The sequence below is a fragment of the Streptomyces sp. NBC_01267 genome (assembly GCF_036241575.1).
GTDB lineage: Bacteria > Actinomycetota > Actinomycetes > Streptomycetales > Streptomycetaceae > Streptomyces.
In genome coordinates, this window is sequence record NZ_CP108455.1 from 6,523,869 (window position 1) to 6,542,370 (window position 18,502).

General features: G+C 71.4%; 16 protein-coding genes. 2 read left to right on the forward strand and 14 right to left on the reverse strand.

The window, feature by feature from the left end; translation table 11 throughout:
- Positions 1-8: 8 nt before the first annotated feature.
- Both OG709_RS29215 and OG709_RS29220 read left to right on the forward strand, forming a co-directional pair.
- Positions 9-1,019 carry a ketopantoate reductase family protein gene (locus OG709_RS29215; protein WP_326693770.1) on the forward strand — a complete coding sequence of 337 codons (1,011 nt, stop codon included), beginning with the start codon at positions 9-11 and terminating at the stop codon, positions 1,017-1,019.
- Between the two features lie 276 nt (positions 1,020-1,295).
- Positions 1,296-3,944 (forward strand): fibronectin type III domain-containing protein, encoded by a 2,649-nt coding sequence (locus tag OG709_RS29220; protein WP_326693769.1) that lies wholly within the window; start codon positions 1,296-1,298, stop codon positions 3,942-3,944.
- Here the strand turns inward: OG709_RS29220 and OG709_RS29225 are convergent.
- The 14 genes from OG709_RS29225 to OG709_RS29290 all read right to left on the reverse strand — a co-directional run bounded on the left by OG709_RS29225 (position 3,919) and on the right by OG709_RS29290 (position 18,342).
- Entirely contained in the window at positions 3,919-4,749 is an 831-nt protein-coding gene (locus OG709_RS29225) for a sirohydrochlorin chelatase (RefSeq protein WP_329168182.1), read from the reverse strand. The genes OG709_RS29220 and OG709_RS29225 overlap by 26 nt on opposite strands.
- Before the next feature lie 6 nt (positions 4,750-4,755).
- The gene (locus tag OG709_RS29230; RefSeq protein ID WP_329168184.1) at positions 4,756-5,634 is read right to left on the reverse strand and encodes an ABC transporter permease; all 879 of its coding nucleotides are present in this window, start codon (positions 5,632-5,634) and stop codon (positions 4,756-4,758) included.
- A complete protein-coding gene (locus OG709_RS29235; RefSeq protein ID WP_250305782.1) occupies positions 5,621-6,409 on the reverse strand; it encodes an ABC transporter ATP-binding protein in 789 nt (262 codons plus the stop codon). The genes OG709_RS29230 and OG709_RS29235 overlap by 14 nt, the downstream gene beginning before the upstream one ends.
- A 65-nt stretch (positions 6,410-6,474) precedes the next feature.
- Entirely contained in the window at positions 6,475-7,587 is a 1,113-nt protein-coding gene (locus tag OG709_RS29240; protein ID WP_250305784.1) for an aliphatic sulfonate ABC transporter substrate-binding protein, read from the reverse strand.
- 237 nt (positions 7,588-7,824) lie between these two features.
- A complete protein-coding gene (locus tag OG709_RS29245; RefSeq protein ID WP_250305788.1) occupies positions 7,825-9,183 on the reverse strand; it encodes a sulfate adenylyltransferase subunit 1 in 1,359 nt (452 codons plus the stop codon).
- Positions 9,184-10,119, reverse strand: a complete 936-nt coding sequence (gene cysD, locus OG709_RS29250; protein WP_250305792.1) for a sulfate adenylyltransferase subunit CysD — start codon at positions 10,117-10,119, stop codon at positions 9,184-9,186. It abuts the gene before it with no gap.
- Positions 10,116-10,685, reverse strand: a complete 570-nt coding sequence (gene cysC, locus OG709_RS29255; protein ID WP_266640131.1) for an adenylyl-sulfate kinase — start codon at positions 10,683-10,685, stop codon at positions 10,116-10,118. Before cysC ends, cysD begins: the two co-directional genes overlap by 4 nt.
- The gene (locus OG709_RS29260; RefSeq protein ID WP_266640130.1) at positions 10,685-11,416 is read right to left on the reverse strand and encodes a phosphoadenylyl-sulfate reductase; all 732 of its coding nucleotides are present in this window, start codon (positions 11,414-11,416) and stop codon (positions 10,685-10,687) included. The genes cysC and OG709_RS29260 overlap by 1 nt, the downstream gene beginning before the upstream one ends.
- Positions 11,413-11,601, reverse strand: a complete 189-nt coding sequence (locus OG709_RS29265) for a hypothetical protein (protein WP_329168190.1) — start codon at positions 11,599-11,601, stop codon at positions 11,413-11,415. Before OG709_RS29265 ends, OG709_RS29260 begins: the two co-directional genes overlap by 4 nt.
- Complete coding sequence (locus tag OG709_RS29270) at positions 11,598-13,295, reverse strand: nitrite/sulfite reductase (RefSeq protein WP_250305798.1); 1,698 nt, start codon at positions 13,293-13,295, stop codon at positions 11,598-11,600. The genes OG709_RS29265 and OG709_RS29270 overlap by 4 nt, the downstream gene beginning before the upstream one ends.
- Positions 13,296-13,488: 193 nt before the next feature.
- The gene (locus OG709_RS29275) at positions 13,489-13,572 is read right to left on the reverse strand and encodes a putative leader peptide (RefSeq protein ID WP_323136651.1); all 84 of its coding nucleotides are present in this window, start codon (positions 13,570-13,572) and stop codon (positions 13,489-13,491) included.
- 92 nt (positions 13,573-13,664) lie between these two features.
- Positions 13,665-14,246 (reverse strand): GNAT family N-acetyltransferase, encoded by a 582-nt coding sequence (locus tag OG709_RS29280; RefSeq protein WP_250305801.1) that lies wholly within the window; start codon positions 14,244-14,246, stop codon positions 13,665-13,667.
- Between the two features lie 75 nt (positions 14,247-14,321).
- Positions 14,322-16,937, reverse strand: a complete 2,616-nt coding sequence (locus tag OG709_RS29285; RefSeq protein WP_329168191.1) for a GNAT family N-acetyltransferase — start codon at positions 16,935-16,937, stop codon at positions 14,322-14,324.
- Positions 16,938-17,049: 112 nt separating this feature from the next.
- Positions 17,050-18,342, reverse strand: a complete 1,293-nt coding sequence (locus tag OG709_RS29290; protein WP_329168192.1) for a helix-turn-helix domain-containing protein — start codon at positions 18,340-18,342, stop codon at positions 17,050-17,052.
- Positions 18,343-18,502: the final 160 nt, after the last annotated feature.

Below are 18,502 nucleotides of genomic sequence, written 5' to 3' on the forward strand. Positions count from 1 at the left end.
TCGCCCGTATGCGCTACATCATCATCGGAGCGGGAGCCGTCGGCGGCATCATCGGCGGCCGGCTGGCCGAGAGCGGCAGCGAGGTGGTCCTCGTCGCCCGTGGCGCGCACTACGCAGCGCTGCGGGACGCCGGACTGCGCATGGCGACCGCCGAGGGCACCCGCACGCTCGCGCTCCCGGTGGCCGACGGGCCGGAGGCGGTCGAGCTGCGCGCCGACGACGTACTCGTACTGACGGTGAAGATCCAGGACAGCGCCGCGGCCCTCGACGCCTGGGCCCCGCGCCCGGTGGCCGGTACCGGCGCGACCGCCGCCGAGGTGCTCCCGCTGGTCTGCGCGCAGAACGGCGTCGAGGGCGAACGGCTGGCACTGCGCCGCTTCCACCACGTCTACGGCATGTGCGTCTGGCTGCCCGCGACGTTCCTGGAGCCCGGTCTGGTCGCCGCGGCAGGCTCCCCGCTCACCGGGATGCTGCACATCGGCCGCTATCCGTCGGGCACGGACGAAACGGCCCGGCAGATCTCCGGTGATCTGGAGAAGGCCCCGTTCGAGGCACCGGTCGTCCCGGACGTGATGCGCTGGAAGTACGCCAAGCTGCTCTCGAATCTCGGCAATTCGATCCAGGCCGTCTGCGGTTCCGACCCCGGCGAGGTACGGGCCGGACTCGCCCGGCAGGTGGTGGCGGAGGGCGAGGCGGTCTACGCTGCGGCCGGGATCGAGGCCGCGAGCACCGAGGAACAGCAGCGGGCCCGCGGCGAGAAGATCGTGCTGCAGCCGCTCGATGGGCAACCGCACGCCGGCGGCTCCTCGTGGCAGAGCCTCAGCCGGGGGACCGGCACGATCGAGGCCGACTTCCTCAACGGTGAGATCTCGCTCCTCGGCAGGATGCACGGTGTGCCGACGCCGGTGAACGACGTACTCCAGCGCACGGCCAACGCCTTCGCGCGCGAGCGACGTGCCGCGGGCTCCCTGCCGGTCGCGGAACTGGCCGCCCTGGTCGCCGCCGAAGCGGCCCGCTGAGCGCGGCGGCCCACTGAGCTGAACAGGGCGGTGCCCGGCGCGAGGCGGTCCCGGCACGGGCCCGTCCGTGGCGTGGTCCCGCGCGCTTCCGATGCCCTGTGACGACGTGCCACGGCTGACCTGACTGCTGAACCGACGACGGACCCGTACGGACCCACGCCGATTGCTCCGATGACTCACCGTCAAGTCTCGGACCCGTTGCGAAGTTATTGGCATAACCGTTGACCGTTACACGCCAGCCCTCCTACCTTTCTCCTGCTATCTGAAACTGATTCCATGGGAGGGAAGATGCTCGCACCCCGAAGAGCCGCACTTGTCGCTGCTCTCTCCGCCGTCCTGGCGCTCGGCGTCCCTGGCAGCGTGACCGCCGCCGGAGCCGACGCAGGCAACGGCCACCCCGCTGATACGCACGCCTCGGACGTCTACGTGACCCCGACCGGCGACGACCACGCACAAGGCACCGCCCGCCACCCCGTCAGGACGCTCCAGCGGGCCCGCGATCTCGCCCGGACCAGGGCCGCCCGCGCCAAGGGCGATCTGACCGTCCACCTCGCGTCCGGTACGTACCGGACGGACAAGCCGCTCGTACTCGACGCCAGGGACTCCGGTCGCAACGGCCACACCATCGTCTGGCAGGGCACCGGATCCACCGTCATCAGCGGTGGCAAGCAGGTCCAGGGCTGGCAGCCGGTCCACGGACGCCCCGGCCTCTACTCGGCGCCCGCGCCCCGCGGACTCACCGACACCCGGCAGTTGTACGTCGACGGGGTGCGGGCCCAGCGCGCGCGGGGCGAGGTACCTGTCGGCCTGACCCCCACCGCCACCGGGTACACCACCACGGCGGACACCCTCGCGCACTGGCGCCACCCCTCCGACGCCGAATTCGTCTACTCCAGCGGCGAGGAGCTCTGGAACGTCGAACGCAACGGCCTCGGCCAGTGGACCGAACCGCGCTGCCGGATCGCCGCGGCCAAGGGCACCACCCTCACCATGGTCCAGCCCTGCTGGGACAACTCCAACAAGCGGGTCGAGTTCCCCGACATCCCCGGGCGCACCGTCTCCATGGTCGGCCCCGGCCACCTCACCAACAACGGCAAGGCCTCGTACATCGAGAACGCCTACGAACTCCTCGACCAGCCCGGCGAGTGGTACCTCGACCGCTCGGCCCACACCGTCTACTACATGCCGCGCAAGGGCGAGAACATCCGCCACGCGGACGTCGAGGCGGCAGCCGCCGAGAAGCTCGTCGACGGCCGCGGCACCGCTGCCGCCCCCGTGCACGATGTGGCCTTCCGCGGGCTCCAGTTCAGCTACGCGACCTGGCTGACGCCCTCCAGCTCCGAAGGGTTCTCCGAGATCCAGGCCGGATACACCGTCACCGGCCCGACCGGCTGGGCCACCCAGGGCCTGTGCGGCTTCGTCGAGGGCGGTACCTGCCCGTTCGCGTCCTGGACCCCGATGCCGGGCAACGTCTCCTTCGCCTACGGCACACACATCGAATTCAGTGACGACGCCTTCACCCACCTGGGCGCCGCCGGGCTCGAACTCGGTACCGGCACCACCGATTCCCAGGTCAAGGGCAGCACCTTCACCGACATCTCGGGCAACGGCCTGGAGATCGGCGGGGTCGACGGCCGGACCCCGGCGAGCGGCGTCGAGGTGACGGACAATCACCTGTACGCGCTGCCCCGGGAGTTCCACGGATCCGTCGGCATCCTCAACGGCTACACCCAGCACAACACCCTCGCGCACAACCAGCTCGACCACCTCGGCTACAGCGCGATCTCCATGGGCTGGGGAGGCTGGCCCGACAAGGTCGGCTCACCCGCGACCCCCAACTCCAGCCACGACAACGCGGTGCGTGACAACCTCATCTTCGACTACATGCAGATGTTCGACGACGGCGGTGGCATCTACACCCAGGGCCTGACCGGCACCTCACAGGCCGACGGCGAGAAGGTCACGGGCAACGTCATCCACGACCAGTGGGGCCTGGGCAAGAGCGTCTACACCGACAACGGCTGCACCTACGAGACCGTCGAGGGCAATGTGCTCTACGGGGCCTCGTACGCCAACGTGGCCAGCAGCCACACCGACTACCGCGACCAGCTCGGCAACCACGACCCGACGCTCATCAAGGACAACTGGTGGGAGGAAGGCACCGCCGACGGTGACAACAAGGGCCTGGTGACCACCGGCAACCACATCATGACGGCCCCCTCCGACGCCCCCGCGGCGATCGTCGGCAACGCCGGGATCGAGCCCGCCTACCGCGGGATCCTCAGCCGTACGGCGGGAGCGGTCTCCGCGCCCGAGGCGCCGTCCCGGGTCGGTACGAGCACGGCCGGGGCCGACGCCCTGTACGCGATCTTCAACCCGTCCTTCGTCGACGGCGGTTCGCCGGTCCTCGGCTACACCGCGCACGCCCTGCGCCCCGACGGCACCGAGGCCGCCACGGCGACCCTCTCCGCGGCCGACTACAAGCGGCAGGCGTACATCCGGATCAGCGGACTCCGCGCGGACGCGGGCCCCTTCACGGTCACCGTCACCGCGGCCAACGCCCACGGGATCAGCGCCCCGTCGCTGGCCTCCGCCCCGCTCCGGCCCACCGCGGCGACCGTGCTCCCCGCCGCGCCCACCGGGCCCAAGCTGCGCACCGAGGCCAAGGCGGCGACCGTCGCCTGGACACCGCCCACCGACATGGGCGACGCCAAGGTCATCGGCTACCGGCTGACCGTCTCCGACGGCCGCACCATCGAGGTCACCGGACGTGACGCCCTGGTCGGACAGCCTTCGGGCAAGGGGATGTTCCGGGTGATCGGCGGACTGACCCCGGGCACCTCGTACACGGTCACGGTCGCCGCCGTCACCGCGGCCGGCGCCGGCCCGGCCGCCACGGTCAAGGCGACGACCAAGGCCGGATAACAACCGGCAACAGTCTCGGGCGGACGCCTGCACGACGCCCGCCCGAGGCCGTTGCCGCACAGCTGAAGGCCCTGGGGTCCCGTACCCGTGCCTCGTCGTACCGAGTGAGCAGCAACCGGGCCAACTCCAGGGACTCGCCCAGCACTTCGGCCAGCACATCCGCCCCCGCCTCCCGGGAGCCCGCGGCTATGCGGTCCGGGAGGCGGCCGGGCGCGATGACGTACGGGGCCACCGCGACGCGGTCGCACCCGGACGCCCGCAGTTCCCGTACCGCGTCCTCGGTACGGGGCAGAGCAGCGGAGGCGAACGCAGGCCGCACGGCGCACCAACCGGTGTGCCGCAGCTCCCGCGCAATTTCAGCGATCACTGCGATCGCCTCCGGGTCCGTGGAGCCCGCCGAGGCCAGAACCAGCCCGGTCGAGCGTTTGTGGTGCGGGTCGAGGCCCGCTTCGTACAGCCGTCGTTCCAGCGCGGCCAGCAGCAGCGGGGACGGGCCGAGCACCTCCGCCTGGCGGACCCGCAACCCCGCCGGAGCCTCCCGCAGCACCGCGGGGATGTCCGACTTCGCGTGGAAGGCGCGGGTCAGCAGGAGCGGCAGCGCCACCACGTCCCGTACCCCCTCCGCCGCCAGCCGGTCCAGCACCCGGGGGGCCGACGGGGCGTCGAAGTCCAGGAAGCCCGTCTCCACCCGGACCCCCGGGCGCAGCGACCGCACCCGGCGGGTGAGCGCGTGCACCGTCGCCGCGTGCCGGGGATCGCGGCTGCCGTGGGCGATGACGAGGAGGACCGGACGGTGGTCGTGCACGGCGGGTCAGCTCCTGACCAGGAGACCGCGGCTGCGCAGCACCCGCCGCTCCAGCGGGCTGAAGACGAGCAGGTCGATGGCGATACCGACGATCAGGATCAGGAAGATGGCGAGGAAGACCATCGACATGCTGCTGGTCTCCCGGCCCTGCTCCAGCAACTGCCCCAGCCCCACGCCCAGATCGGGCGAGGACGCGATGATCTCCGCGGCCATCAGCGAGCGCCAGGAGAACGCCCAGCCCTGCTTCAGCCCCGCCAGATAGCCGGGCAGCGACGCGGGCAGCACCACGTGCCAGGTGCCACGCAGCCCCGTCGCGCCGAGCGTGCGCCCGGCCCGCAGATGGAGCGGCGGGATCTGGTCCACGCCGGAGACCAGACCGTTGGCTATCGAGGGGACCGCACCCAGCAGGATCACCGCGTACATCATCGTGTCGTCCAGCCCCAGCCAGATCACCGCGGGGGGCACCCAGGCGACGGAGGGCAGCGACTGGAGACCCGAGAGGATCGGGCCGATCGCCGCCCGCACGAACTTCACCCGCGCCACCAGCAGACCGAGCGGCGTCCCGATCACCAGGGCCAGGAGGAAGCCGAGCAGACCGCGCGAGACGCTCGTCCAGATGTAACCGAGCAGCGTGCCCTGCGCCCAGGAGTCCGACACCTCGCCCCACACCTGGGCGGGCGAGGGCAGCTTGTAGTCGTCGGTGACCTTCGCCCAGATCAGGATCTGCCAGACCACCAGCACCAGCGCCACCGCCACCACCGGCGGCAGCATCTTCCGCACCAGCACCTCGCGGACCGGGACCCGGTCGACCCGTACGGTGTCGAGCGCGTCCAGGCCCGCTCCGAGCCCGGCCAGTTCGTCGGCCCTGATGTCAGTGCTGTCCATGGCGGCGGATCTCCCCACGCAGTTGTTCGGTGATCTCCACCGAGAGTTCGGCCACCGCGGCGTCCTCGATCCGGCGGGGGTGCGCGATGTCCACCGTCCACTCGTGCGCCACCCGGCCGGGACGCGAGGACAGCAGCACCACCCGCTCCGCGAGCCGGACCGCCTCGCGCACGTTGTGGGTCACGAAGAGCACCGAGACCTTCGTCTCGCGCCAGATGCGGGTCAGCTCGTCGTGCAGCACGTCCCGGGTGATGGCGTCCAGCGCGGCGAACGGCTCGTCCATCAGCAGCAGTTCACTGTCCTGCGCCAGCGCGCGGGCCAGCGCCACCCGCTGCCGCATACCGCCGGACAGCTCGTGCACCCGCTTGGCGTACGCCCCCTCCAGCCGTACGAGAGCGAGCAGCCGCTCCGCCTCCCCGCGCCGGTCGGCCTTCGGCACGCCCCGCAGCCGCAGCGCCAGCTCGACGTTCTTGCCCGCGGTCAGCCACGGGAACAGCGCGTGCTCCTGGAACATCAGCGCCGGCCGCCCGCCGGGCGTCTCGATGGAGCCCGCGGTGGGCGCGTCCAGCCCTGCGACCAGGTTGAGCAGGGTGGACTTCCCGCACCCCGACGCCCCCAGGAGCGTGACGAACTCACCCGGTGCGACATCGAGGGTGATGTCGTCCAGGACGAGCTGCTGCCCGGCGGGTCCGCCGAAGGACTTCGAGACGTGCTCGATACGGGCCGCGTGCGTCACCGCGATGCGGTCGTCGGCCCCGGCGAGTGCTGTGGCCATGGTCGTCACCTCCTGGGGACGGTCGGGGAATCCGGGCTCGGACCGCCCGGCAAACGGGATCGGACCTACTTGACGCCGAGACCGGCGTCGGAGACCTCGGGCCGGCCGGCGGCCTTGAGCACCTTGTCGAGCGGTCGCAGGTCGTAGATGCCCTTCAGGTCGGGCTGCTTCAGCAGTCCGGCCTTGACCGCGTGGGACGCCTCGCTGTCGAGGGTCGCGGCGAGCGGGTCGTCGGTGGTCTCGATCGACTTCCACGCCGGGTCGAGCACCGCCGCGGGCAGCGCCTTCCCGGACAGCCGCTTCAGCGCCGCGTTGGCCGAGGCCTTCGCGGCGTCGGGGTGCGCCTTGATCCACGCGTTGGTCTTCACCGAGCCGCGCAGCACGGCCTCGACGACGTCCGGGTGCTCCTCGAGGAACTTCTGCGACACGATGATGTTCGTGATCACGAACTTCTTGTCCGGCCAGAGGTCGCTCTCGTCGAGCAGCACCTTCGCGCCCTGCTGGACCAGCTTGGACGCGGTCGGCTCCGGGACCCACGCGCCGTCGATGGACCCGGAGGCGTAGGCGTCCGGGGTCACCTTGTTGTCCGTACGGACGACGGACACGTCACCCTTGCCGCTGTTGGCGTCGACCTTCCAGCCCCTGCCCGCGATCCAGTTGAGGAACGCCACGTCCTGCGTGTTGCCGAGCTGAGGGGTGGCGATCTTCTTGCCCTTGACGTCGTCCAGGGTCTTGATCTTCTTCGGGTCGACCACCAGCTTCACCCCGCCGGACGCGGAGCCGCCGATGATGCGCAGGCTCTTGCCGCCGGACTTGGTGTAGCCGTTGATGGCCGGGGACGGGCCGATCCAGCCGATGTCGATCGAGCCGGAGTTGAGTGCCTCGATCTCGGACGGGCCCGCGTTGAAGGTCGATGCCTTCAGCCGGGTGCCGCCCAACTCCTTCTGGAAGATGCCCTGCTGGTCGCCGACGAGCGCGGTGGCGTGGGTGAGGTTCGGGAAGTAGCCGATCTTCACCGTGTCGGCGGAGAGCTTCTTGGCCCCGGCGGCGACCTGGGACTTCCCCGAGTCGTCCGTGGCCTTGTCGGATCCGTAACCGCAGGCGGTGAGCGCCACGGCGAGCAGCGGTACGGCGGCGGCAGCGGCCAGGACGCGGCGCGGGAGAAGGGTGGCAGGCACGGGAGGGTTTCCTCTCGTCGGCCCGGTGCGGGTGTCCCTCAGGACACGACCGGGCGGTCGGTGGGTTTTCGGGGTCTTCGCCGGTGGGGTGACGGCGAGCGGAGCTTCCGGGCGCGCAGGCAGTGCGCGTACGTCATCGCGCACATCGCGCGACCCCGCCCTGGCCGCTGCCGAGGGCGCCGCTGCCGATCCGGCCGCCCTCCTTCGCGAAGGTGCCGTAGATGTCGAAGGACACGGCTAGAAGTCCCATCCCGCGTCGTCCGGTGCGGTCTCGGCCGCCGCGGCGACGTGCTCCGCCGTCACCGCGAACGCGTCGCCCGCCATACCGGCCGCCAGCGTGGTGCCGTCGGCCGGGTCGATCAGCAGGAACGAACCGGTGCGCCGGGAGTCGGCGTACGCGTCGAGGGCCAGCGGCTCGGCGGTACGGACGACGACCCGGCCGATGTCGTTGGCGACCAGCTGCCCCGGGTCCGGGTGCTGGGAGAGGTCGTCGAGGGTCAGCCGGGAGGGGATGTCCTTGACGATCGCCTTGACCGTGCGGGTGGTGTGCTTGAGCAGCACCCGCTGACCCACCACCAGCGCCGAGTCGGCCACATGGCAGACGGTCGCCAGGACGTCCTGCGTCGGCACGGGTGCGTGGGCGGTCGGCGCGATCAGGTCGCCGCGCGAGATGTCGAGGTCGTCGGCCAGCCGTACGGTCACCGACTGCGGGGCCCAGGCGATGTCCGCGCTCTGCCCCAGCACATCGATCCCGGCGATGGTGGACGTACGGCCGGACGGCAGTACCGTCACGGCCTCGCCGACCCGCAGCGCGCCCGAGGCGATCTGGCCCGCGTAGCCCCGGTAGTCGGGGTGCTCGGCGGTCTGCGGCCGGATCACGTACTGGACGGGGAAGCGCGCCTTGCACGCGGTGAGGTCGTGGCTGGCCGGGACCGTCTCCAGATGTTCCAGAACGGTCGGGCCGCCGTACCAGTCCATGTGCGCGGACGGCTCCACCACATTGTCACCGGCGAGCGCGGAGATCGGGATCGCGGTGATCTCCGGGACGCCGAGGGAGGCAGCGTACGCGGTGAACTCCTCGGCGATGGCGGCGAAGACGGGCTCGGCGTAGTCGACGAGGTCCATCTTGTTGACGGCCAGCACCACGTGCGGCACCCGCAGCAGCGCGGCGACCGCCGCATGACGGCGGGTCTGCTCGACGACACCGTTGCGGGCGTCGACCAGCACCACCGCGAGCTCGGCGGTGGAAGCCCCGGTCACCATGTTGCGGGTGTACTGCACATGCCCCGGGGTGTCCGCCAGGATGAACCGGCGCCGCGGCGTGGCGAAGTAGCGGTACGCGACATCGATCGTGATGCCCTGTTCCCGCTCGGCGCGCAGCCCGTCGGTCAGCAGCGCCAGGTCGGGGGTCTCCTGGCCGCGGCCCAGCGAGGCCTGCGCGACGGCTTCCAGCTGATCCGTGAAGATCGACTTGGAGTCGTGCAGCAGCCGGCCGACCAGCGTGGACTTGCCGTCGTCGACGGAGCCCGCGGTCGCGAAGCGCAGCAGGGTGGTGGCCGACAGCTGATCGGCCAACTGGTCAGTAGGGCTGGTCATTTAGAAGTACCCCTCGCGCTTGCGGTCTTCCATCGCGGCCTCGGACATCTTGTCGTCGGCGCGGGTCGCGCCCCGCTCGGTCAGCCGGGACGCGGCGATCTCGGTGATCACGGCTTCGAGCGTGGTGGCGTCGGAGTCGACGGCGCCGGTGCAGGACATGTCACCGACGGTGCGGTAGCGCACCAGCCGGGTCTCGACGCTCTCGTCGCCCTTGGGGCCGCCCCACTCGCCCGGGGTCAGCCACATGCCGGAACGCTTGAACACGTCGCGCTCGTGGGCGAAGTAGATCTCGGGCAGCTCGATCCGCTCCCGCTCGATGTACTGCCAGACGTCCAGCTCCGTCCAGTTGGAGAGCGGGAACACCCGGACGTGCTCGCCGGGCGCGTGCCGGCCGTTGTACAGCTGCCACAGTTCCGGGCGCTGGCGGCGCGGGTCCCACTGCGAGAACTCGTCGCGCAGCGAGAACACCCGCTCCTTGGCGCGCGCCTTCTCCTCGTCCCGACGCCCGCCGCCGAACACCGCGTCGAACCGGTGCTGCTGGATCCCCTCCGTGAGCGGGACCGTCTGGAGCGGATTGCGCAGCCCGTCGGGGCGCTCGCGCAGCTTCCCGGCGTCGATGTACTCCTGGACCGAGGCGACATGGAGCCGCAGCCCGTGCTCGGCCACCACCCGGTCGCGGTAGGCCAGTACCTCGGGGAAGTTGTGCCCGGTGTCCACGTGCAGCAGCGAGAACGGCACGGCGGCCGGGGCGAAGGCCTTCAGCGCCAGGTGCAGCATCAGGATCGAGTCCTTGCCGCCGGAGAAGAGGATCACCGGCCGCTCGAACTCGCCCGCGACCTCGCGGAAGATGTGGACCGCCTCGGACTCCAGGGCGTCCAGGTGGCTCAGCGCGAACGGGCTGTCCGTACCTTCGGTGACAGCGGCAGCGGTCGTCATCGGGCCAGGCCCCTCTCGGTGAGCAGCGCATGCAGCGCGGCGGCGGACTCCTGCACGGTCTGCTGGTGCGACTCGATCCGCAGGTCCGGGGCCTCCGGCGCCTCGTAGGGGTCGTCGACCCCGGTCAGCCCGGAGATCTCACCGGCCGCCTGCTTGGCGTACAGACCCTTCACATCGCGTACGGAGCACACCTCCACCGGAGTGGCGACATGCACCTCCAGGTACGGGGTGCCGGTGCTCCCGTGCCGCTTGCGCACGGCCTCCCGGCTGTCCGCGTACGGCGCGATGACCGGCACCAGCGCCGTCACGCCGTTGGACGCGAGCAGTTCGGCGACGAAGCCGATGCGCTGGACGTTGGTGTGCCGGTCCTCGCGGCTGAAGCCGAGCCCGGCGGACAGGAACTCGCGGATCTCGTCACCGTCGAGCACCTCCACCCGGCGGCCCTCGCCGCGCAGCCGCTCCGCGAGGGCATGGGCGATGGTGGTCTTGCCCGCGCTCGGCAGACCGGTGAGCCAGACAGTGGCTCCCTGGTCCGTCGTCATCTGGTTCTCCTGAACACTCGTCATCAGCCGTGCAGCCCGCACTCGGTCTTGTTCCGTCCGGCCCACCGGCCGGCCCGCGCGTCCTCGCCCTCGGCGACCCGCCGGGTGCAGGGCGCGCAGCCGATGGAGGGGTATCCGTCGGTGAGCAGCGGGTTGGTGAGGACGCCGTGCTCGGTGATGTACGCCTCCACGTCGTCCTGCGTCCAGCGGGCGATCGGCGAGATCTTGACCTTCTGCCGCTTCTCGTCCCAGCCGACGACCGGGGTGTTCGCCCTGGTCGGCGACTCGTCGCGGCGCAGGCCCGTGGCCCACGCCCGGTAGTGCCTGAGCCCGTCCTCCAGCGGCTTCACCTTGCGCAGGGCGCAGCACAGGTCGGGGTCGCGGTCGTGCAGCCGGGGGCCGTGTTCGGCGTCCTGCTCGGCGACGCTCTGCCAGGGCAGCAGCGTGATGACGTTGACGTCCATCACGGCCTCCACCGCGTCCCGGGTGCCGATGGTCTCCGGGAAGTGGTAGCCGGTGTCGAGGAAGACGACGTCCACCCCGGGGAAGGCACGGGACGCGAGGTGGGCGACGACCGCGTCCTCCATCGAGGAGGTCACGCAGAACTGCCTGCCGAAGGTGTCGGCGGCCCAGCGGAGGATCTCCAGCGGGGAGGCGTCCTCCAGCTCGCGGCCGGCCCGCTCGGCGAGTGCCCTCGGATCCTCGGTCTCCGGATCTTCGGTCTCCGGATCCGCGGTCTCCTGAGTGTCGGTCATATCCGGTCTCCTTCAACGTTGTTGGCGGAGTCGCGCTGGAGTCCACGGGCCAGCAGCCCGAGGAACTTCAACTGGAATGCGCGATTGCACGCCGCGCATTCCCAGGCGCCGTGTCCGGCCTCGGAGGGGCGCAGGTCCTCGTCGCCGCAGTACGGGCAGAAGAACGGTGCGGCACGCTCGCTCACGAGAGGGACTCCTCTGCGGCCCGCGCGGCCCAGGTGGCGAACCGCTCACCGTCCGCGCGCTCGGCCTGGAACCGCTTCAGGACACGCTCGACGTAGTCGGGCAGCTCCTCCGAAGTCACCTTCAGGCCACGGACCTTGCGGCCGAAGCCCGCCTCCAGCCCGAGTGCGCCGCCCAGGTGCACCTGGAAGCCCTCGACCTGGTTGCCGTCCTTGTCCAGCACCAACTGGCCCTTGAGGCCGATGTCGGCGACCTGGATACGCGCACAGGCGTTGGGGCAGCCGTTGATGTTGATGGTGATCGGCTCGTCGAACTCCGGGATCCGGCGCTCCAGTTCGTCGATCAGTGCGGCGCCGCTCGCCTTGGTCTCGACGATCGCCAGCTTGCAGAACTCGATGCCGGTGCAGGCCATGGTGCCGCGCCGGAACGGCGAGGCGTCGACCTTCAGGTCCAGCGCTTCGAGACCGGCCACCAGCGAGTCGACCCGCGACTCCTCGATGTCGAGGGCGATCATCTTCTGCTCGGTGGTGGTCCGCAGCCGCCCCGAGCCGTGTGCCGCCACCAGCTCGGCGACCTTCGTCAGGGTCGTGCCGTCCACGCGTCCGACGCGGGGGGCGAAGCCGACGTAGAACCGTCCGTCCCGCTGCTCGTGCACGCCGAGGTGATCGCGCCAGACCTCCGCGGGCTGCTCGGGCGCGGGCCCGTCGAGGAGCTTGCGCTCCAGGTACTCGTCCTCCAGGATCTGCCGGAACTTCTCCGGGCCCCAGTCGGCGACGAGGAACTTCAGCCGGGCGCGGTTGCGCAGCCGGCGGTAGCCGTAGTCGCGGAAGATCGAGATGACGCCTTCCCACACATCGGGCACCTCGTCCAGCGGAACCCAGGCACCGAGCCGCACGCCGAGCTTCGGGTTGGTGGAGAGGCCGCCGCCGACCCACAGGTCGAAACCGGGGCCGTGCTCGGGGTGGTCGACGCCGACGAAGGCGATGTCGTTGATCTCGTGCGCGACGTCGAGCTGCGGCGAGCCGGAGATCGCGGTCTTGAACTTCCTTGGCAGGTTGGAGAATTCGGGGTTGCCGATGAAGCGTCGCTGGATCTCGTCGACCGCCCACGAGCCGTCGATGATCTCGTTCGCGGCGACGCCCGCCACGGGTGAGCCGAGGATCGTACGGGGAGTGTCACCGCACGCCTCGGTGGTCGAGAGGCCGACCTCCTCCAGCCGCCGCCAGATCTCCGGGACGTCCTCGATCCGGATCCAGTGGAACTGGACGTTCTGCCGGTCGGTGAGGTCCGCGGTGCCGCGGGCGAACTCCTGCGAGATGTCCCCGATGACACGCAGTTGCTCGGTGGTGAGCCGACCGCCGTCGATCCGGACCCGCAGCATGAAGAACTCGGCGTCCAGCTCCTCGGGTTCCAGGATCGCGGTCTTGCCGCCGTCGATCCCTTCCTTGCGCTGGGTGTACAGCCCCCACCAGCGCATCCGGCCGCGCAGGTCGCCGCCGTCGATCGAGTCGAAGCCGCGCTTGGAGTAGATCGTCTCAATGCGTGTCCGCACATTGAGACCGTCGTCGTCCTTCTTGGTCTGCTCATTGCCGTTCAGCGGAGTGAAGTGGCCCTTGGCCCACTGGCCTTCGCCACGGTGACGGCTCACCTTGCGGCGGGGCGCGGCTGGAGGGGGCGTTTCCGGGCTGGCGGCCATGATGGTTCGTCCTTCTGTGGCGGCTCGGGGGCGGCTCGAAGAGCGGCTCGGGGCGGCGAATCAGGCTGAAGGTACCCCTGTGACCTGCCAGTTCATGGCAGGGCGCGGTGGCTGAGAGAAAACAGGACCCCAGCAGGGGACTTCGCTCGTCCGCAACGACGGGGACGGCGGAAAACGGCGTGGCTGGTGAAGATCAGCGCGCCGGACAGATGGCGCTGGACATGCGGCAGAGATCGACGTGGCGCCGACTCACCAAGGCAATTCCAGTTCCAGGCATGGCGGAAGCGTGGCACGGCACTCTCGCGCCAGTCCACCACTATCCGTCATGTGGACGAGATGGTCCCGCATCATGAGACGATGTGGTGTCGGTCACGCACCGGACGTGTGCTGCGCCCCGGGCCAGGGCCCCGGAGTCGCCACCTCCGCTTCCTCTTCGGTCTCGGTCCGGAAGAGCCGGAAGCCGCGGCGCAGATAGTTGTCCATCGCGTACGGACCGTCCTTGCTGCACGTGTGCAGCCAGACCCGCTTCGTCGGGGGACGCCCGGGGGTGCGGTCGGCGAGATCCCATGCGCGCCGCACGCCGTACGACAGGAGATGGCCGCCGATCCGCCGCCCCCGGAAGGCGGGGATCAGCCCGAAGTACATGATCTCCACGACCCCGTCGTCCTGCGGGTCCAGCTCCACGTACCCGGCCGGAGTGCCCCGGTCGTACGCCACCCAGGTCTCGGCGCCCGGCCGGTCCAGGATCTCCTGCCACTGCGCGTACGAGAGCGGCAGCCGGTCGGTCCAGCGGATGTCCCCGCCGACCGAGGCGTAGAGGAACCGGCTGAACTCGGGGGAGGGGACCTCGGCCCGGACGATCCGGATGTCGCCCGCGGGCTCGGCGGCGGGCTTCAGATCGGCGGGCGAGGTCTGTTCCAGGGACCAGGTGGTCACGGTGACGGTGCTCATGCGGGTCAGAGAATCACGAGGCGGCGGCGGGCCGCGCGGCGGGTCCGGCGCCACCGGCGGCTCACCGGCCCCGGCTCACGCTGTCCGCTCCCGCCCCTGCTCCCCGTCCCGGAGCAGAAAGGTCAGCCTGGCCCGCTTCTCCGGCTTGTCCACCTCGGGACCGAGCACGAACCCGGAGCGCAGCAGGCGGTCGACCGCCCTGGTGTTACGGGCGTCCGGTTCGGCCACGACGCGACGCACGGCCGGGTCGGACAGCACGAAGGCCAGGAACACGGACAGCAGCTCGCCGGTGAAGCCCCGCCGCTGCTGACCGTCGGCGGGGCCGATCAGCAGATGGATGCCGAAGTCGCCCGGCTGGACGTCGTAGCACTCGCCCAGCGGATCGGCCTCCGGTTCGTACGTCTGGAAGAGCGCCACCGGTGTGCCGTCGAGGTGGAGCAGATAGGCGTGGTGCGTGTCCAGCGAGTCGAGAAAGGTGTAGGTCTCCAGGACGTCGTCGGGGCTCGCGTCCCGCATGCCCCAGAAGCGGGCCCGTTCCTGGCCGACCCAGCGGTGGATCAGGGCGGAGTCCTGTTGCGGGTCGACGGGGACGACACGGACGGTTCCGAAACCGTCGACCTGCTGCTCGTACACGGTCGGCACGGGGCTCCTCAGCCGGTTCCAGTCGCTGACCACCGGGACGAGTCCGCCTTCGGCCCACAGCGGCAGCTGGTCGCGGTGATGGGGGTGGCCCGGTACCCCGGAGGCGCCGAACGGCACGGCCCAGAGGCTGTTGTCGCGCCGGGCGAGGTCCCAGACGTAGCGGGCGGCCGGGCCGCGGACGGTGCGGTGGGTGAGTCCGGGGATGCTGGAGGTGGACAGGACGCAGTCGTGGTCGCCCGACAGGCCGGGCCCTTCGCCGGCCTGCTCGTCGGGGAGTGCCTGCCAGGGGGCGAGCCGGTGCAACGCGCCCCAGGACGGCCCGGATCCGTCCGTCTCCCCGGTCTCCTCGGCCGCCGCCCTGACCACGGCGGCCCGGTCGATCTCCGGCAGCAGCTCCGTCGTCAGCAGTCCGTCCAGCGCGAAGGCCACCCGGGGGGTCAGCGCCAGCCACGGCCGGAACACCTCCGGGTAGGCGTCGGCCACCGCGGGTTCCGCCAGCGCGGCCAGCGCGGGATGCGCCGCCAGCCGTCGCACGACGGCTGCCCGCAGCGCGGCGTACGCGGCGGCGTCCGTACTGCCGGCGTCCATCCTGCGGTCCCACCCGAGCAGCCGTTCCCGGAGCCGCGCGGCGCCGGGGGTCAGCCCGTCGAGACCCGTGAGCAGGTCCAACAGCGGCTGGGGTGCGGGCAGTTGGCTGTCCATGTGGAGGGCGGCCATGTCCGGGGCCGTCCAGTCCGCGGCCCCGCCCAGCAGCTGCCGGATGCGCCGCGCGCGGTGCGGCGGTGCGAACTCGACCCCGAGCGGGGCGGCCAGTTCCCGCTGGTTGGCCATCACGGCGAAGCCCTCGACCGCCTCGCGCGGCAGCGACTCGTGCAGCCCGCGCCAGGCGTGCCGCGCATCCCAGGCCCGGACGGTACGCAGGCCGTTCGCCGGGTCGCGTACGGGTACGGTGCCCGCGACGCGGTGCAGCAGACCGCCCTCGGTGTCCGCCGCCTGTACGACGTTGACCGGCTCGGCCCAGCGGTCGAAGGCCCGGTCCACGTCGTCGACCGTGCGGGCCCGCAACAGCAACGGTAGGGCGTCGAAGCCGAGTTCACCGCTCACCCGCGGCGGGTGACGCAGGCTGACGGCCGACGGCGCCTCCGGACCGCCGACGACGACCGGGCCGCGGGCGGTCTCGATCACCTCGATCGTGACCGGATCGGCCCCTGCCACCTCGATGGTTTCCAGGTGTGCCGACGCGGGGCGCCAGCCGTCCGGGCCCAGTGCCTCCACGGACCCGCCCCGGCGCCGCAGTTTCTCCTGGTAGAGGTCCTGGTAGTCGGCCATGGCGTTGGTGATCGACCAGGCGACGGTCGAGGTGTGTCCGAAGTGCGCGATGCCGGGGACGCCGGGAACGGCCAGCCCGACGACGTCGAACTCCGGGCAGGCCAGCTGGATCTGCTGGTAGACACCGGGGGCTTCGATGAACCGGTGCGGGTCGCCCGCCAGGAGCGGTGCGCCGCTCGCGGTGAGTTCCCCGGTGACGAGCCAGCCGTTGCTGCCCGCGGTGCCGGGACCGTCGGTGGCGAACAGGTCGATGGCGCCCTCCCCGAGGGCGCGGGCCGCCTCCTCGCGCCACAGTTTGGTGGGGAAGCCCGCGAAGAGGATGTGGGTGGACAGCCAGACGGCCAGCGGCGTCCAGGGCCGCCAGCTGCCGGGGGCCAGTCCCGCGGAGGCGAACTCCGGTGTGCGGCGGGCCCCTTCGGCCAGTCCGGCGTTGACCCCCGCCACGTACGCGCGGACCCAGTCCGCGGTCCGCGCGTCCAGGTTCCCGAAACAGCGCCGGGCCGTGTCGTCCAGCCGGGACTGCCGGGCGAAGCTGTCCCAGCCGACGGCCGCCGCGCCCAGGAACGCGGCCGTGGTCCCCTGCGACCTGTGGCGTTCGAACTCGATCTGCCAGGCGCGGTCCACGGCCGCGTTGTGTCCCTGTGCGTGCGCCAGCGCGTGCGCGCTGTCCGCGCGCAGATGCGGTATGCCCCAGTCGTCGCGGCGGACCTCGGCTGTCACCTCGGGCTCCCTTCTCGGCGGCCCCGTGCGGGCAACCTCATTAGGTAAGGCTGCCCTAACCTAATGCACGTCTGGCAGGGAGACAATTCCGAGCGGGGCGCGGCGCAAGCCGTCAGGGCGGTGTACCCGGACCCCGCACCGCGGGCGCCGTGGAGTGCGGCAGCAGATCCGTCGGGTCCGCCGGGCGGATCACCTCGACCTCCACCCCCTCGGCGAAGCGGTACGGGCGGTGCGCGAGGATCTCGGCCAGCCGGCGGCGCACCCGGGACATCTCCGCCCGCACCGTCACCGTCCGCGTCGCGTCGCCGAACAGACCGTCCGCCAGTTCGGCGGCGGTGCGCCCCTCGCGGTGCAGGCTCAGCACGTACAGCAGTTCCGCGTGGCGCGGTGTCAGCTCCTGCGTCCAGCTCCCCGACGCGCCCGACACGGTCACCGACCACCGCCGGCGCCCACTCAGATCGAGGACGACCCGGCTCGTCGGCGTGCCCCCGCCCGGCTCCGTACCCTCCTCGTCCAGCCGGATCAGCCAGCCGCCGGGCAGCGGCTCCACCGTGCACATGCCCAGCGAGGGAAGCCAGACCCGCCCCGCGGCGAAGGACTTGGGCAGCGGCAGCCGGTCCGTCGGCGGCATCCCGGTCACCGCCGCGGGCCAGCCGTGCGCGTCCACCACCAGGGCCCGGCCGCCCACTCTGCTCAGAATCGGCGAGCCCACGGAGCGCAGCCGGTCGACCGTCACCAGATGCCGCTTCTGCAGTTCCGCCGTGGCCAGCCGGGCCACCGAGTCGACCAGCGCCAGCATGGCCGGATGGAAGGTGGAGTCGGGCCCACTGACATCGAGGACACCGATCAGCCGCCCGTCACGCGGATCGTGGATCGGCGCGGCGGCGCAGGTCCAGTTCCGCAGCGTACGGACGAAGTGCTCGGCGGAGTGCACCTGGACGGCCCGGCCCGTCGCCAGCACCGTGCCGACCGCGTTGGTGCCGGTGGCGCCCTCGCTCCAGGCGGCGCCCTCCGCCAGACAGATGCGGTCGGCCTTGCGCATCGTCGCCCGGTTGCCGCTGCGCCACAGCACCCGGCCCTCGGCGTCCGTGACCACCATGACCTGCATCGACGCGTCGACGGCCGGGGCCAGCTCCTGACTGAGCGTCGGCAGCAGGCCGCTGAGCTGGGTGGCCCGGCGCCGGTGCTCCAACTCCTCCGTGTCCAGCAGCACGCTGCGGGTGTCCTGCTCCGGGTCGATGCCTGCCCGGAACATCCGTTGCCAGGACGCGTCGATGACCGGACGCGCGGCGAGTTCGGGACGGCCGCCCGCCAGCGCTGCCTCACGCAGGCCGTGCAGCACGCGCGCCGTCTCCTGGGTGTGCCGGGCGTCCAGACCAGCCGTACGGGGGGCTCCGGTCCTCATGAGGTACTCCCGAATCGGTCCAGCGGGGCAAATCGGTGCGGGACGGTGCGGACACCGCCCCGGTGGGTGCCCCATCGTGCATCCCCGAAGGCTGCCGCGCACCGCTCTCGACACATCCGGTTCCAGGTCTGCAACTGTCTGCAACTCTCGCGCGCACCCG

Excerpts from the sequence above, each read along its gene's own strand:
- OG709_RS29215 (WP_326693770.1), top strand. The coding sequence starts at position 9 with ATGCGCTACATCATCATCGGAGCGGGAGCCGTCGGCGGCATCATCGGC.
- OG709_RS29220 (WP_326693769.1), top strand. The coding sequence starts at position 1,296 with ATGGGAGGGAAGATGCTCGCACCCCGAAGAGCCGCACTTGTCGCTGCT.
- OG709_RS29230 (WP_329168184.1), bottom strand. The coding sequence starts at position 5,634 with ATGGACAGCACTGACATCAGGGCCGACGAACTGGCCGGGCTCGGAGCG.
- OG709_RS29235 (WP_250305782.1), bottom strand. The coding sequence starts at position 6,409 with ATGGCCACAGCACTCGCCGGGGCCGACGACCGCATCGCGGTGACGCAC.
- OG709_RS29245 (WP_250305788.1), bottom strand. The coding sequence starts at position 9,183 with ATGACCAGCCCTACTGACCAGTTGGCCGATCAGCTGTCGGCCACCACC.
- cysD (WP_250305792.1), bottom strand. The coding sequence starts at position 10,119 with ATGACGACCGCTGCCGCTGTCACCGAAGGTACGGACAGCCCGTTCGCG.
- cysC (WP_266640131.1), bottom strand. The coding sequence starts at position 10,685 with ATGACGAGTGTTCAGGAGAACCAGATGACGACGGACCAGGGAGCCACT.
- OG709_RS29260 (WP_266640130.1), bottom strand. The coding sequence starts at position 11,416 with ATGACCGACACTCAGGAGACCGCGGATCCGGAGACCGAAGATCCGGAG.
- OG709_RS29270 (WP_250305798.1), bottom strand. The coding sequence starts at position 13,295 with ATGGCCGCCAGCCCGGAAACGCCCCCTCCAGCCGCGCCCCGCCGCAAG.
- OG709_RS29275 (WP_323136651.1), bottom strand. The coding sequence starts at position 13,572 with ATGCCTGGAACTGGAATTGCCTTGGTGAGTCGGCGCCACGTCGATCTC.
- OG709_RS29280 (WP_250305801.1), bottom strand. The coding sequence starts at position 14,246 with ATGAGCACCGTCACCGTGACCACCTGGTCCCTGGAACAGACCTCGCCC.
- OG709_RS29290 (WP_329168192.1), bottom strand. The coding sequence starts at position 18,342 with ATGAGGACCGGAGCCCCCCGTACGGCTGGTCTGGACGCCCGGCACACC.